At 68.0% G+C, this 13,924-nt stretch carries 21 protein-coding genes; 8 read left to right on the top strand and 13 right to left on the bottom strand.

Features of this window, described 5'->3' with window-relative positions:
* Positions 1 to 155: 155 nt before the first annotated feature.
* The 8 genes from QJS31_RS34410 to QJS31_RS34375 form a co-directional block, all read right to left on the bottom strand.
* Positions 156 to 470: a hypothetical protein gene (locus QJS31_RS34410; protein ID WP_306358759.1), complete on the bottom strand. Its 315-nt coding sequence runs from the start codon at positions 468 to 470 to the stop codon at positions 156 to 158.
* Between the two features lie 71 nt (positions 471 to 541).
* Positions 542 to 1,279 carry a hypothetical protein gene (locus tag QJS31_RS34405; RefSeq protein WP_306358758.1) on the bottom strand — a complete coding sequence of 246 codons (738 nt, stop codon included), beginning with the start codon at positions 1,277 to 1,279 and terminating at the stop codon, positions 542 to 544.
* A gap of 64 nt (positions 1,280 to 1,343) precedes the next feature.
* On the bottom strand, positions 1,344 to 1,640 hold the full coding sequence (locus QJS31_RS34400) for a hypothetical protein (RefSeq protein ID WP_306358757.1): 297 nt from the start codon (positions 1,638 to 1,640) through the stop codon (positions 1,344 to 1,346).
* 65 nt (positions 1,641 to 1,705) lie between these two features.
* Complete coding sequence (locus tag QJS31_RS34395) at positions 1,706 to 2,065, bottom strand: hypothetical protein (protein ID WP_306358756.1); 360 nt, start codon at positions 2,063 to 2,065, stop codon at positions 1,706 to 1,708.
* A gap of 53 nt (positions 2,066 to 2,118) precedes the next feature.
* Positions 2,119 to 2,967, bottom strand: coding sequence for a PP2C family serine/threonine-protein phosphatase (locus QJS31_RS34390; protein ID WP_306358755.1), 849 nt, complete (start codon positions 2,965 to 2,967; stop codon positions 2,119 to 2,121).
* 63 nt (positions 2,968 to 3,030) lie between these two features.
* Positions 3,031 to 3,447, bottom strand: a complete 417-nt coding sequence (locus tag QJS31_RS34385; RefSeq protein ID WP_306358754.1) for a hypothetical protein — start codon at positions 3,445 to 3,447, stop codon at positions 3,031 to 3,033.
* Between the two features lie 72 nt (positions 3,448 to 3,519).
* Positions 3,520 to 3,807, bottom strand: coding sequence for a hypothetical protein (locus tag QJS31_RS34380; protein ID WP_306358753.1), 288 nt, complete (start codon positions 3,805 to 3,807; stop codon positions 3,520 to 3,522).
* A 127-nt stretch (positions 3,808 to 3,934) separates the two neighbouring features.
* Complete coding sequence (locus tag QJS31_RS34375) at positions 3,935 to 4,393, bottom strand: hypothetical protein (protein ID WP_306358752.1); 459 nt, start codon at positions 4,391 to 4,393, stop codon at positions 3,935 to 3,937.
* Positions 4,394 to 4,872: 479 nt separating this feature from the next.
* Between QJS31_RS34375 and QJS31_RS34370 the strand changes: the two genes are divergently transcribed.
* The gene (locus tag QJS31_RS34370; RefSeq protein WP_306358751.1) at positions 4,873 to 5,166 is read left to right on the top strand and encodes a hypothetical protein; all 294 of its coding nucleotides are present in this window, start codon (positions 4,873 to 4,875) and stop codon (positions 5,164 to 5,166) included.
* Between the two features lie 153 nt (positions 5,167 to 5,319).
* Positions 5,320 to 5,607 (top strand): hypothetical protein, encoded by a 288-nt coding sequence (locus QJS31_RS34365; protein WP_306358750.1) that lies wholly within the window; start codon positions 5,320 to 5,322, stop codon positions 5,605 to 5,607.
* Between the two features lie 338 nt (positions 5,608 to 5,945).
* Here the strand turns inward: QJS31_RS34365 and QJS31_RS34360 are convergent, their stop codons facing one another.
* A complete protein-coding gene (locus QJS31_RS34360) occupies positions 5,946 to 6,266 on the bottom strand; it encodes a hypothetical protein (RefSeq protein ID WP_306358749.1) in 321 nt (106 codons plus the stop codon).
* 239 nt (positions 6,267 to 6,505) lie between these two features.
* Here QJS31_RS34360 and QJS31_RS34355 point away from each other — a divergent pair, with 239 nt between their 5' ends.
* The 5 genes from QJS31_RS34355 to QJS31_RS34335 all read left to right on the top strand — a co-directional run bounded on the left by QJS31_RS34355 (position 6,506) and on the right by QJS31_RS34335 (position 10,114).
* Positions 6,506 to 6,850, top strand: coding sequence for a hypothetical protein (locus tag QJS31_RS34355; RefSeq protein ID WP_306358748.1), 345 nt, complete (start codon positions 6,506 to 6,508; stop codon positions 6,848 to 6,850).
* A 299-nt stretch (positions 6,851 to 7,149) separates the two neighbouring features.
* Positions 7,150 to 7,815 (top strand): hypothetical protein, encoded by a 666-nt coding sequence (locus QJS31_RS34350; protein ID WP_306358747.1) that lies wholly within the window; start codon positions 7,150 to 7,152, stop codon positions 7,813 to 7,815.
* Positions 7,816 to 7,941: 126 nt separating this feature from the next.
* Complete coding sequence (locus QJS31_RS34345; protein WP_306358746.1) at positions 7,942 to 8,580, top strand: hypothetical protein; 639 nt, start codon at positions 7,942 to 7,944, stop codon at positions 8,578 to 8,580.
* Entirely contained in the window at positions 8,577 to 9,857 is a 1,281-nt protein-coding gene (locus QJS31_RS34340) for a hypothetical protein (RefSeq protein WP_306358745.1), read from the top strand. The genes QJS31_RS34345 and QJS31_RS34340 overlap by 4 nt, the downstream gene beginning before the upstream one ends.
* Positions 9,854 to 10,114, top strand: coding sequence for a hypothetical protein (locus QJS31_RS34335; RefSeq protein WP_306358744.1), 261 nt, complete (start codon positions 9,854 to 9,856; stop codon positions 10,112 to 10,114). Before QJS31_RS34340 ends, QJS31_RS34335 begins: the two co-directional genes overlap by 4 nt.
* Positions 10,115 to 10,184: 70 nt before the next feature.
* Here the strand turns inward: QJS31_RS34335 and QJS31_RS34330 are convergent, their stop codons facing one another.
* Both QJS31_RS34330 and QJS31_RS34325 read right to left on the bottom strand, forming a co-directional pair.
* Complete coding sequence (locus QJS31_RS34330) at positions 10,185 to 11,156, bottom strand: peptide transporter (protein ID WP_306358743.1); 972 nt, start codon at positions 11,154 to 11,156, stop codon at positions 10,185 to 10,187.
* On the bottom strand, positions 11,156 to 11,884 hold the full coding sequence (locus tag QJS31_RS34325; protein WP_306358742.1) for a ParA family protein: 729 nt from the start codon (positions 11,882 to 11,884) through the stop codon (positions 11,156 to 11,158). The genes QJS31_RS34330 and QJS31_RS34325 overlap by 1 nt, the downstream gene beginning before the upstream one ends.
* 619 nt (positions 11,885 to 12,503) lie before the next feature.
* On the opposite strand from QJS31_RS34325, the gene QJS31_RS34320 reads away from it, so the two are divergent.
* A complete protein-coding gene (locus QJS31_RS34320; protein WP_306358741.1) occupies positions 12,504 to 12,674 on the top strand; it encodes a hypothetical protein in 171 nt (56 codons plus the stop codon).
* A gap of 10 nt (positions 12,675 to 12,684) precedes the next feature.
* Here QJS31_RS34320 and QJS31_RS34315 read toward each other — a convergent pair whose 3' ends face one another.
* Entirely contained in the window at positions 12,685 to 13,263 is a 579-nt protein-coding gene (locus QJS31_RS34315) for a hypothetical protein (RefSeq protein WP_306358740.1), read from the bottom strand.
* A 43-nt stretch (positions 13,264 to 13,306) separates the two neighbouring features.
* Positions 13,307 to 13,684 carry a RodZ family helix-turn-helix domain-containing protein gene (locus QJS31_RS34310; RefSeq protein ID WP_306358739.1) on the bottom strand — a complete coding sequence of 126 codons (378 nt, stop codon included), beginning with the start codon at positions 13,682 to 13,684 and terminating at the stop codon, positions 13,307 to 13,309.
* Between the last annotated feature and the right edge of the window lie 240 nt (positions 13,685 to 13,924).

Below are 13,924 nucleotides of genomic sequence, written 5' to 3'. Positions count from 1 at the left end.
GGGGGTGGTTGCCCACCCCTTAACACCCACTATGTTACAGTCACTCTATAGTTAGTTCAACTTATATGCTTGAATCGCCCGAAGTCCCTGGTAGCGGTGGTTCCGACCAGGGCGCGGGGCGTAGGTGCTCAAGGACACCTACGCCGTGGTGAACATCAAGGCCGCCGTCCGGAACGCTCCTCTACCGAGAACCGCCAGAGGTCGCCCGATCCGACCTCGAGCGTCAGGGAGAACTCCCCGAACGTGATCAGTCGCGCCGCCATCGCGTCCAGGAGCGCCACCGGGTTCACAGGGTCCGTGTCCATGCTGGCTTGGTCCGCTACCAGTTGGTCACCCTCCGCCATTCGGTTCATGACGTACGCCAGGTTCGTGCGCGTTCCGAACTCGTAGGCGACTCCCTTACCTTGACCCCGGCTCCAGCGCACGAACGCGAGGTCTCCACCGAGTTCAAACTTGAATTCCGTCGACATGATCTGTTCCTGTTCTGTGTGTCCGTTTCCCTTACAGACCAAAAGTTACAGTCATGTCATAGTGAGTTCAACTATATTTTTCGAGGTGCCTCATAGTCCCTGCGTAGCCCGGGTGAACAAGGCATCGAGCATCGAGGCCGCGGCCTCCTGCCGGTGGCGGCGGGCCGCGCGGGCGGCTCCCGCACGGTGGTCGGTGTACTCCGACAACTGCTTGCAGGAGCAGCCCGCCCAGCTCGAGCCGTCATAGATCCGGCCGCCATGTCGGTCGCGGCCGATGTACTCAGCGCTGTGGTGGTAGAGCCGCGTGGCTGCGTGGTCCGGGTGCGGTGCTCGTCGGCGAGCAGCGCCAGGCGGGCGACGATGCTCACGCCGACGTCCCCGGTCACGGCGTCCTCGGTGACCAGGCCGCGGGCGAACAGGCGCGCGGTCGCGGCGGGCGGGATCTCGTAGCGGGGCGTGGTCAGGCCGCGGCCGTCGCGACGGACCCAGGGCTCGCGGGCGATGATGCGCAGGTCGGCGCTGCGCTGCTCAGTGAGGTTGGCGGGGATGATCGGCTTGTAGCGCAGGGTGATGCCGTCGACGTCCCAGGCGGCTTTGGGCACCGTGCGGACGATGGTGGCCCCGCCGTCGCGGTGGGCTTCGATGGTGCAGCCGGTCATGTGGATGGCGCGGCGCAGTGCGGTCTCCAGCTCGGTGGCGCTGCCGGTCCACGATTCGGTGCCGTCGCGGTCGGTGCGCGTCACCCGGAAGCGGGACGGGAGGAGTTCGGGCGGCTGTACGCCTTGTGGGCGGATTGTCGTGTGCTGCATGGTGTTCGGACCTCCGGGGGAGGCGGGACGCACGCCGGCGTCCCGCCTGGACGTGGCTGAGGATTTAGGCGCGGGGTTCGCGCTGCCATCGGCGGCCGCCGTGGCCTTGGAGCGGGTAGCGGCCGTCGCGGCAGGTGGACACGATCAGTCCGGCGGTGAGCGGGTCGGTCTCGGCGAGCGCGACCAGGTGGTCGAAGTTGGTGATCTCGGCGTCGACGTAGTGCACGGCACGGCCGCCGGTGCCGGTGAAGGTGCGCGGGTCGGTGTCCAGGTACAGGCGCATGCCGTGGAGGTGGACGATGTCGCCGCGCCGGAGGTCGGCGGTGGTCGCGGGCTCGAGGGTGGTGGTGCTGGTGGTCATCAGGGTTTCCTCCGTGGGGGTCCGGCGGGCGGGAGTTGGCGCTCCCGGCCCGCACGGTGGTGGGGTTAGATCAGGCGGCGGATGGGCCGGCGGTTGGCGTGGCGTTCGGCGATGGCGACGGCGTCGCGGTATCCGGTGGCCTCGAAGGTGATCTGGCGGGTCCGGCCGCCGCCCGCGTCGATGTAGGCGGTGTAGATGAGGGCGGCGACGTAGCGGCCGTCGATGTGGCGCATGCGGACCGGCTTGTTGGTGTGGCGGGTCTTGAGCGGGCGTCCGTTGCGGTAGTTGAAGGTGTAGAGGGTGGGGTCGGCGGGGTCGCGGGTGCCGGGGTATTCCGCGCCGCGCGTGCCGGTGAGGATCAGTTCGTCCTCGGACTTCACGACCAGGTGGTATTCGGTGTCGGCGATGTAGACGATGACGGCCATCGGGGTTCCTTTCCGTGGGGGCGGGTTGTTGGCGTTTCCCACCCCCACACGTGTCACTGTGCGGGTTTGATGTCGATGACCAGCGCGGTCGCGTTGTCCGCGCCCGCACCGGCCGCTGCGACCGCCGCCGAAGTCAGCCGCTCGGCCGCCTCGGTGGCACCGGCCGTGGACTCGAGAATCGCGGCGATCTCGACATCCTCGAGGGGGCCGTGCACGCCGTCGGTGCACAGCAGCACCCGGCGCGGCCGGAACTCCTCACTCGACCAGGCGACCCACTGATTGCCCTGCGGGCCATGGCGGTTCACGGCGGCCGTCGCGAGGGTGCGCACCAGGGCGCCGGAGCCCTTCGTGAGGTCGCCGTCGGTGAACGCTTCGTTGTGGTCGGTGGTGAGCTGGACGAGTCGGCCGCTCTCGGTGAGGACGTAGGCGCGGCTGTCTCCCGACCACGCCACATGGACGTCGCCGCTGTACTCGTCCACGGTCGCCACGACCAGGGTGGTATCGGGGAACGGGGCGTCGTTGTAGCCGAGTGGGGCGCGGTCACCGAAGCCCTCGAGGGCTTGGGCGTAATCGTCGTCGTAGTCCTCGGAGCGGGCGTACTGGCCGACCTCGGGCAGGGCGGCGGCGACGGTGCGGATCAGGTGGGGCAGGTCGTCGCTGAAGTCCTCGGCGGCGGCCAGCGCGCACGCCATGCGGGCGGCGGCGTAGGCGACGTAGCCGGAGCCGTCGTGCCAGCCGAGGCCGTCGGCGACGGCCGCGACACGGTAGCCGCTGGCGAATCCGGTGACGCTGGTGTGGGCGTAGGTGCGGCAGTCCCACGCGTCTTGATTGAGGGCGCGGCCGCCGTGGAGGCTGGCGGCGCGGGCGTGGGCGGTGACGCGGGGGCGCTGGGTGCTGGTCATGACGTGCTTCCTCTCCGCCCCCGCCGGTGGTCGGCGGGGGCGTGGTCGACTCGGGGTGGTGGGTTACTGGTGGCGCAGGCGCGGGCAGCGCCACACGGGCAGGTCGAGGGTGAACGCGACGGTGCGGGTCCGGCCGGGGCCGACGTGCAGCATCTGGGCGCGGCCGGGCAAGGTCTGGCCGGTGCGGCGCAGGACTTCGAGGGGGACGCCGCGCTCCCATCCGCTGTGCCCGTAGTTCATGAGCCCGTCGGATTCGAGGTAGAAGTCGTGGGGGTTGCGGGCGAATTTGGGGTGGCGGGCGAGGCGGCCGGTGTCGGCGAGGCGGTACAGGCTGCGGTCGTGCAGCTCCACCCAGTCACCGGCGGCAGGGCCGGGGTAGTTGCGGGCGCGGGCGGCCATGCGGGCGGCGACCTCGTCGGCGTCGGCCTGGTCGAACACGCAGGGGCTGAGCGCGCCGGGGCGCACGGGGGTGATGAGCATGAGAACGTCCTTCTCTCGGGGGCCGGGGCGGGGTAGTTGGCGCTACCCGCGCCCCGGCGAGGGGGGGATCGGTCAGGCGGTGGGCTGACCGGCGGCCTGGAGGACCTGCCGGGCACCGAAGTACGCGGCGACGAAGTGGGCGTCGGCGGCGTACATGCCGTCGTGCAGTGTCTGGATCAGGGCCAGGGGGTCGCGGCGGAGGTGATCGTGCAGGCGAATGTCGGCGGCGAGCAGCTGGGCGACGACGGTGGCGTTGTCGGTGGTGGCGATATGGGCGAGTGCGCGGGCGATCACTGCCCGGCGCTGCTGGACTACCTGCCGGTCGCGGACGAGGCCGAGGGTGTCGAGCGGGTGGGCCATTCGGGGTTTCCTTTCGGTCGGCGTGCCGGGGGCGGGGTCGTTGGCGCTTCCCCGTCCCCCTCACACCACCTACATTACAGTCAATCTATAGTGTATTCAACATCTTCTCCGGATTCATTTCCGGCGGTCATCGCCCCTGGTAGGTGGACTGCCACACCACGACGTCGACCGCGATGTTGACCACCGCGTGCGTCCCGTGGTGGTGCCGCCATACCCACGTCGGCGCGACCTCGAGGGTCCGGCGCAGCGTGGAGGCGGGGACGCCGCGGCGGGTGCCGCCGAAGTAGCGCATCTCGCCGGTGTCGGACAGGTAGAAGTTGCCCTCGAGGTCACCCTCGGTGGTGAGGACGTCACCGAAGGCGGCGTAGCCGCCCTCGAGGCGCGCGATGCGGTGCATGGTGTCGTCGGCCCGCATCCACACCCAGTCGCCCACGGCGGGCGTGGCGCCGTAGCGCTCGGCGCGGGCGGCCAAGGCGGCGTGAACCTCGGCCAGGTCGATGCTGTCGGGGCCAGTGTCGTCACCGGCGACGATGCGGGGCTGGTCGGCGAACTCTGCGCGCAGGCGCGTGATGGCGTTGCTGATCATGCGAGATTCCTTCGTAGGGAAGGGGCGCAGGCAGTTGGCGCTACCGCGCCCCCGGTTTGACTGGTTGATGGTGCCCCGGCCGGGGCGTCTGCTCGTTCGCCGCCGAAGCGCGGGCGAGCTGCTGTGCGCCCCGGCGACGGGATCACCCCTGCTCGACGTCCTCGTGCGCGGCGTCGCCCCAGCGCAGAACCCGCCCGTCACCCAAACCGCGGGTCTGCGTGTTGTTGAGCGTGTACATCGGGGTTCCTTTCCTTGGCGGGGTGGCGGGTCCACCCCCAACACCCCGTACGTTACAGGCACTATGTAGTTATCTCAACAGTTCCACTGATGAATTTTCTTTTGATCTACATGTTGAACTCCCTACCAAGTGACTGTAATGTCACGGGTGCCAGGGGGTGGACGGAGCAGCCACCCCGGTTACCAGAGAAAGCGGGAGGAGGTGGACGCCAAGCCACCCACCTCCCCGGAAAGGAACCCCGATGATCGAGACCAACCGCCCCGCCACCTGGGATGCCATCCAGGCCAAGCTGGACGAGGTGGCAGCCAAGAGCCCCAACACTGGGCGCGACTTGGTCGAGTACCTGGCGCGCGTGGAGGTCGGCCTGATCAACGAGGAGTTGATCGCCTTGGGAGCGGTGCACATCGTGCTCGCGAAGAACAAGGTCCGGGCGAACGGGACGATCACGTCGACGTTCAGCGACGGCAAGGTCGTCAAGGGGATCTTCGCGATCCTCGACCGGGTGCGCGTGTTGTACGCGATGCACATCCAGTAGGTACGAAGGGCCGCCCCTACCAGGGGCGGCCCTTTCACCCAACAACCCGCCACACAGCCCGCTTCTCAATTGTTGAACTCACTATCATGTGCCTGTAATGTTGCAGGTGTCAGGGGGTGGACGCCAACCACCCCAGCACAGAAAGGAACCTCGATGATCAGCGCCAAGACCACCGCCAACCCCGCCGCCCTGTTCGCGGTGATGCTCGCCAACGCGCGCCTGGCGGCGTTCGGCTTCCCCGTCGACGTCTCCGCGAGCGTGATGCGCTACCGCGCCGAGGCCGATCAGAAGGTCCGCGACATCGCCCGGCTGCTCACCGACGACACGATCGAAGCGTTCACCCTGGCGATGCACGTCGCGGCCTGGGCGCACAGCAAGCCGTTCTCGACCAGGCCGACCGGCGAGCAGGTCGAGGCGCTGAAGTCGGAGCTGGGCCTCTAGCCCACCGCCGTCGAGGACCCGCCCCCTACCAGGGGCGGGTCCTGCGCTGTCCCCGTGCGGCGCGAGGGCTGCCCAGTCGGCGGAGCGCGAGGGGTCCAGGCGCGCCCTGGGCGGTCCGAGCGCCTGCGCCTGGACCACAAGGGCACCCCCGCGGGGAACGTCCGCCTACGGCGCGCCTGGCCCCGGCCGCACGGTGCGGGGTCGGGCTAGGGCGGTGCGATGGGCTCGCCGCCGCCCTGCGGGTGGACAGCCGCAGGCGGCCCGCCCCCTGGTAGGGGCGGGCCGCTGGTAGGTGGTGCGCCGGGGGTGGGTTGGGTGCCCCGCCCCCGGCTTCCCGGTTACTCGGTCTCGACGTCCACGTGCTTGACGTTGGTCCAGTACACGATGGTGTCGGTCCCCATGCTGTCGGTCGCCTCGTCCATCTCCATCAGCGTGGTTTCGATCTTCTCGAGGCTGGCGTTGTCGCCGTACTCGGCCTGGGCCAGTACGGCGGCCACGCGCACCGCGACCACGCTGATCTTGGTGGAGGTGACCACCCCGAAGCAGGTCTCGTCGTACATGTTGCGTCCGGTGTAGTTCGGGTCGACCTTGGCGTCGATCCCGTTCTCGTCGAACGCGGTCTGGATCGCGTGAACCTGGGCGTCGGTGATCTTGAACATTGGGGTTCCTTCCCGGGAGGTGGTGGTTGTGGTGTCCACCTCCTCCCGTGTCGTGGTGTTGGGGTGACTCTCGGTTGTCCACCTCCTAACACCAACTACATTACAGTCACAATGTAGAGAGTTCAACCCGAACCGGTAGAAGTTTCTTCCGAGTTTCACCATTGAACTCACTACCTAGTGACTGTAATATTGCGGGGGAGGGGTGGACGCCAACCACCCCCACCGAGGAAAGGACCCCGATGAAGATCACCGACACCAGCACCGCCGGTCGCGCCCTGATCGCACTCGCCGACAACCCCGCGATCACCACCGCCGCCGCCGCGCAGAACCTGCTCACGGGCATGATCGACGCCTACCTGTTCGTCGCCCTGATCGATGGGGTGGCGTTCCGGCTCGCTACCAGGGTCGGGCGGCGCGTCGACGCCGCGCGGGTGACCGAGGCCGAGGACGGGACCTGGACCCTCGAGGTGGGCAACGTGCGCGCTCGAGGGTTCGAGGCCAGCACGATCGAGCGCGGTGTGAAGGACCCGCGCGAGTTGCGCACCGTGTTCGAGGCCGCGACAGACCTGTGGATCCACCAGTAGAGCCAAGCGCTACCAGGAAGCCCCACCCCGCAGCGGGATGGGGCTTCCCCCGGGGAGTATTTGAACTCCCTATATTGTCACCGTATCGTTTGGTGTGAGGGGTAGTGCCAACTCCCCCCGACGACCTGGAAGGAACCCCGATGTTGACGATGATCACCGCCCCGCGGGGAGGGCAGGGCCGCGCAGGCCCTGCCCGACCGCCAGGCGCGTACCGCCGTGCCGCGTCACGGACACAGCCGACTGGGCCGCCACGCCCGACCCACCGATACTTCCTACCGAGTGCGTGTAACGTGCCGCGTATGGATGCCGTGGAGAATGACGAACTGCTGACCGCCGAGGAGTGCGTCGCGCTGGTCGAGGAGATCACCGGCAAGGCGCTCACGGTAGCCGCGTGGCGCAGGTACGTGGCCAGCAAGACGAAGACGAACCCCGCGCCCGACGCGGCTCCCATGAAGAAGGACGGCCGGGTGGTGTGGTTCTCCTCGACGGTGCGGCGGTGGGCGGAGAACCGGCCGGGAACGGGCACGCGGGAGCTGCCGAGCGTGCCGGGCCTGTGGGACGCGCGGGAGTGCGCCGAGGAGGTCGGTATCAGCGAAGGCGCGTGGAACAACGCTGTCGCGGAGAAGACGCAGACGAACCCGGCTCCGGACCCGGTACCGGCGTCGAAGGTGCCCGAAGCGCAGCAGTGGCGGCGGTTCTGGCTGCCGGCCGATGTGTTGACGTGGGCGCAGAACCGGCCTGGTTACGGCAACTGGAAGCCGCGCGTGCTGGATGAGTCGAAGCTCAAGCGCAATGAGTGGACGACCGCGCGGTGCGCGGACGAGGCGGGCGTGACGGAAGCGACGTGGCTGAAGTGGGTGCACGATCCGGATTCCGGTGCGCCGCAGCCGATTCGGCAGATCGACGGCCGCTGGTGGGTGTGGCATGCGCCGGTGGTGCGCCGCTACCTACGCAGCAAGAAATAGTTGAACACTCTATTGATTGACAGTAACGTTGTGGTTGGTTGGTGAGACGCCAACCCACGAAACCCGCCCCGCTGGTAGCGCCAACTACCAGCCGGGGTGTTTCTCAAGAGAAAGTGAGGACCTGCCATGGGCAGGATCACCCCCGCACAGGTCTACGCGCGTGCGTGTGGACTCGCCCCGCTCGTCGGGGAAGGCTGGTCGGCCGGGCGCGGCGACCAGGCCAGCGACATCAGCCTGAACGGGCCGAACAGCCAGCAGTTGCTGCTGCGTGGATTCACTGACCCCGGCGACGGCTCGCCGCGCATCCGGTTCACCGGCAACCTCCAGCAGCTGAAGATCCCGGACGGGCTGCCGACCGCATTCACCGCCACCGTGGCGTGGGACCGCGCGGACGCCAAGATCGTCGCCGACATCCGGCGGCGCATTCTGGACGGCCCACACGGCTACACCGCGACGTGGGCCGCGGCCAAGCAGCAGCGGGAGCGCGCGATCGCCGTCATCGAAGCCCGCAAGCAGCTGATGCGGACGATCGCCGAACACCTCGGCGTGCGGGCATTCGACACCGCCAACAACATCTACGGGCACCCGCGACGCGGCGGCCTGCTGTGCGTCCAGGGCGACATCGGCCGCAACTACTACAACCCCGACACTGGGGCGCTCGAGTGGGCAGTGCGGTTGACGATGGACGTGGCCCCGGACCAGGCAGCGGAATTCGCGCGCATCCTGGCCGAGGGCATCGCGGCAGATGAGGCGGTGCAGCTGTGAGCCCGGCGAAGAAGCGGCGCAGCCGCAAGACCTACACCGAGGAAGAGAAGGCGGCCTTCGCGGCAGCCGACGCCGCCCGGAACGCCGCCGCCGACGACGGCCTGAAAGACCCGCAGACCGTCGAGCAGGTCGTAACGCACGCGCAGCGGACGGGATCGCCGCGGTTCCTCGGTTACAGCCTGCGCAATCAGATGCTCGTCTTCCAGCAGGCCGCCGCTCGCGGCATCACCCTCACCGACATCGACACCAAGGACGAGTGGCGCAAGCGCGGCCGGAAGCCGAACCAGCTCGGGCTGAAGATCTGTGTGCCGAGTGTCGGCCGCAACGACGCCGGTGAGGAGGAGCTGCGCGGCTGGATCATGTCGTCGGTGTTCGACATCTCGATGACCGACCCCATCGACGGCGCGGAGACAGTGCCCGCTCCGGCCGTGGAGGACCCGACCGGGATGCTGTGGGAGAACCTGGTCGAGCAAGCCGGGAAGCTGGGGCTGCGCGTCGCTCACACCGACGCCCCGGACCGCGCCGGAATGGACACCGACGCCGGAACCGTCACCGTGACAGAAGGGCAGCCGGTGACCGAGCTCGCGCGGCTGCTCGGGCCGCTGATCGTCCAGCAGTCGCAGGGGAAGCGGGACGCCCGGCGGGAGCGGGAGAACCCGCCCGGCCTCCCGCTCGACATCGGCGAATTCGGCACCGTGTACATGACCGAGCGGGCGGACCTCGAGAATGCGCGGGTCTACTACGACGTGGCCAGCCGCCGCGCGAACGGCACATTCACCGTGGTGATCGACGACGCGCACCTAGCCGACCGGCCCGCCCGGCTCGGCGTGATCTACGGGGAAGACGACGGCAGCCGAGGGCACCGCTTCCGCAACGAATACCCCAAGCTGCCGGTCGTCAACGGCATCACCATCGTCGGCGCGACGCACGGCATCAACGCCGACACCGTCGGCGAGATCAGCGGGTGGCGCATCAACGTGTGGGAACCGACCGGGTACCTCAACAACACCCGGCAGGCCCCGCCACGCACCACCGAGCGGGTCGCGGCGATCGTGCGGGCGCTGCTGCTGCACTTCCTCGCACGCCCGGACCTCGACCAACTCCACCGCGCCAGCGTCGCCCGCCAAGCGCCCATCGAGGGTGACAGGAAGCGGGCCGAAGCCGCCTCGATCGATAAGCGGATCGCGGAGTTGATCGCCGAACGGGACCGCCAGGCCGCGGCCGCCGCCCAGTTCGACGCCCAGGCCGCGGCCGCGCGGGAAGGGCTGGCGTCGTGACCGCGCGGGCCAAGACGTTCGACGACCTGGCGAGCGACGTCGACGCCTGGAACGAGAAGTGCGGCGACTACGTCACCGTGCGGCGCACCGCGTCGAGGGAGGGCGCGGCCATCATCCACCACACCGGCGATCTGCTCGACCTGGTGCACTGGCTGACTGGTCGCGGGCACTCGCTCAGCGGCATAGACCTACGCCCGCAGAAACCGAGAGTGCGGGTCCGGATCGCGCCGCCGACTCGATTTCGCACCCGCCGGTGACCACATAGCGACGCCCCCGCTCGCATCGTGCGCGCGGGGGCGTCCGCCCTTCCATTGCCCTTAACGGCCGTTAAGGCGTCTCGTCGGCCGGCTGTAGTTGCTCGGTCAGCTTGTCGACTACGACGCGGATCTGGGCGGGTTCCAGCTCGGAGCCGATCGCGACGGCGAGGACGTCCGGTTCGGCGTTCCACCGTTTGAGGGCCTTCGCGATCTGAACGACGCCCGCCCGCGGCTTCGACGGCTTCGGCTGCGGTTCAGCGTCGGCGTCCGGGTCGGCGTCGAGTTTGGCGAGCTGGGCGGTCATCCAGCGCGCCACCTGTTCGGGGGCAGGGACCAACGCGAGGTTGCGAGCCTCCTCGATGGCGATCTCTCCGGCCCGCAACTTCTCGAGCATTTCCGGGACGAGCTTCAGGAGACGAAGGCGTTGAGAGACGAACGCTTCTGTCCGGCCGATCGACCGTGCGGCCTCCGCCTGCGAGCCCAACTCCGCAACCTGCTGCTTCAAGGCTTCGGCCTCTTCGACGACGTCGAGGCTCTTGCGGTCGATATTCTCTCGCAACGCCCACGCGCGCAGCGTGGCACGACTCTCCGCCATCGAATCGTCGATGACCATCTCGTAGGTCGGAACGTCGTACTTCTCGCACGCGAGGTGACGACGACAACCGAGAACCGCGACGTGCTCGGCGTCGCCGATCTTTGCCTCATCCTCGGGGTACAAGCGGAGGTAGGCGGCGCGGGTGACACCCCGCCCGGCCTGGAGCTGCTTCTCCCTGATGGATTCGAGATCGGTGACGTCCGGGTGAGGACGGCGTGGGTTCCGCGGATTCCGGGCGACCTCGCCGACCGGCAGCTTGACGACCTGCCCCTCGGCAGGGACCGCCGTGGAAGGCGCTTCCGGCGTGGGGACGACGGCGAGATTCCCGCTCGCTGGCCATTGCGCGTCGCGGTACGGCGAGACGGGCGGCGTGGTTGCCTGGAGAGTCTTGGGGGTGTCGTTGGACGCGGTATTGCCGCCCAGTCCCTTACGGCGCTGTGGAGGCATCAGGCGCTCACCATCTCAGCGTCGGCGTCGGTCCGGAAGCGTGCCACGAGTTCTTCGCCGACCTTCTCGTACTCGCCCAGGTCCTCGATGGGGTTCTCGGCTCCGTCGCCGATGTCGCCGTCGGCGGCTTCGCGATACCACTTCCAGTTGCTGATGTAGGTGTCGAATACGTCGTAGCCGGTCTCTTCGGCGCGGCGGCGGTACTTCAGGTACTCGCTGGAGACGTTGCGGCCACCCTTCATCGTGACGGGGCATTTCGTCATCAGCACGTACACCCCGATGTCGCGGGTGACGTTCCTGGTGGCCTCTTCGGCTGCTACGAAGGTCGGGGGGATGCGCTTCATGTCCGCGCCCGTCGCGCCCGCGATCAGGATCACGTCGTCGCTCTCGGGGATCGCGCCCTTCAGGATCTCCGCGGATTCACCGCCGGCATCGACGATGATCACCTCGTAGCCCTTGGCGGCGTTGTCCTTGATGCAGCTGGCCATGAACCGTGACGGGAAGTGGATGAGATCGAACGGGACCGCTACGCCCGCCTCGGTGAGCAGCGTGTACCAGGAGTATCCGGTCTGGCTGAGCGGGTCGGCGCACACGACGAGCACCTTCTTGTCGTGCTTCTGCGCGAAGTAGCAGGCGAGGAAGAATGCCGTGGTGGTCTTCCCGACGCCGCCTTTCAGATTGCCCAGGGTGATGACGTAGGGCTTCGGTAATTCGAGGGTGGTGGTCAACAGATTGCCTCCCATGAGCGCTGGCGCGTGTTCGGCGCTCAGTTTTGCACAACTCGGGAACGAACTGCGCGCCCCGACGGCGCGCCAATCATGCGTGTCCGTCGCCAGTTTGGGGAGAGTGTGCGTGTGCAGCGGATACGCTGCCGCGCCTTAACGGCCGTTAAGGGTTCCGATCAGGAGTTCACCTTAACGGCCGTTAAGGGTGCCTCGTCAATCTCGTTCGGCTTCACCGCATGTGCAGCCGGTGCAGGCGGTGCAGTGCTGGCAGCCGCGACAGGAGTGGCCGCTCCAATGCCCGCAGGCGCGGGTGGCGTCGATGGGGGCGGGGTATGGGAGGAGAGGACCGCCGTCGCCGTAGGGGCGTGGTGTGCGGGTGGCGTGGGTCATAGGGCGGTCCCTTCGCTGCGCGGGTGGTGCCCGTTTATGGTGCGGGAGCTATCCGACAGGGATCGTGTCGCCGCAGGCCGGGGCCGATTGTTGTGGCACTTCCGGGCGCGGTAGTGCGGAAGTGCCATTGCGGCCGATGGTGTTGCGGGGCGAGTCTTTTCGTCGGAGGTTGGTGGCCGCGGCGGTGCGTGATGTCCGCACGTCTGACCGGAGAAGGGCGTGGTGTTGGCGCATGGGCGTGCAGGATGACGACGCCGATGTGGACGATCTCGCGCGTGAGCTGACCGACGTGGACGCGAGCCCTGATGTGGAGGTGGTGGAGGCGGCGGGCGCGTTGGCTGCCGAATCGGCGGCGTGGTGCGCGCGGGAGCTGCCTCCACCGGACGTGTTGGACGTCCTGTAGACCTGCGGGGTCAGTGCCAGGGTGGGAGGATGCGGCGCAGCCAGGAGGCGGGGCCGCTGCTGTCTTGGAGGCAGGTGGTTTTGACCGCGACGATGCTCGGCCAGACGAGCAGGTTGATGACTTCTTCGATGCCGTCGGCGAGTTCGGTGGGGGTGAAGGATCGGAAGCGGTCTTGCAGCGTGACGGTTTGGACGCCGAGGACCGTGGCCACGCTGGTCGCTCTGGGGGTCTTCTCGGATTCGAGGACCAGGGAGACGGCGTCCAGGAGCGGGTCGAACGGGATGAGCCGGTGCGCGGTGCCGCGGCGGACGCGGGTTTCGAGGTCGGCGAGTGATTCGTCGCGGCGTGCGGATGCTTCGAGGTGCTGGAGTTGGTGGGTGAGCTCGTCGTGGCGTTCGATCTCGCACAGCGATTTCTCGATGAGGATGACGCCGTCGTTGCGGAGCAGCAGCGAGGTGGCTTCGGTTTCGAGGTCTTCGAACGCCACTTCGAGGCCGAGCCGGTCGGCGCGGCGGTAGGCGTCGAAGGTGCGGAGCGCGCTGGGTGTCGGTCCTTGAACCGGCGGGATGTGGCCGTGATGACGATGCATCGGCATGATGGTGCGCGCCCCCTGAAATGTCCGTTTGTTCCTGTCAGTGTGCTCGGCCGCGATACTTCGCGGCGAGCGCCCGGATTCGGCGTTGCGCGTCCTCCGGGAGGTCATGCAAATATACGACTTCCCGGACGTCATCGAGGGGTTGATACCCGGCGAGTGAGAGTATCCGGTTGGCTGTTGCCATCTCGATGCCGAGCACGTCGCACAGGTCCATCAGCTTGGCGCGCGGGAGCCGGGTGGGGATGACCCTGCCGCCGCGTGGGGTCTCACCTTTCTCGATCTGTCGGAGTCGGCGTTCGCTGATTCCGGTCTGTTCGGCGACTTCGTCGAGGGTGAGGTTCCTGCCTTCGCGCTTGCGCTGCAGGATCTCGCCGACCTGCCGCGCCGCCTCGAGGCCGATCGTCGTGTTACTCATGGGGAGAGAGTAGCAGCAGTGTTACCGGCTAGTTGCAATAGAAATCCGGGGTCTCGATCATGCATGTTTCCGTACCGGTGCACGCCTTGTTTGTGAATTATCCCAGCTAGACGGCTTACGCGTGGTGTACGTTGCCGTTCGGTTGCACTCGGATGCCGAGGGCATTATTGTGTCGGTTACCGGATCGCTTCACACCTGAGACGTAGATGTGAGTTTCGCTGGAGCGTGACGGCAGATATG

Source organism: Nocardia sp. CC213A, from assembly GCF_030766805.1.
Classification (GTDB): Bacteria; Actinomycetota; Actinomycetes; order Mycobacteriales; family Mycobacteriaceae; genus Nocardia; species Nocardia otitidiscaviarum.
This window is presented reverse-complemented; position numbering and strand designations above follow the sequence as displayed.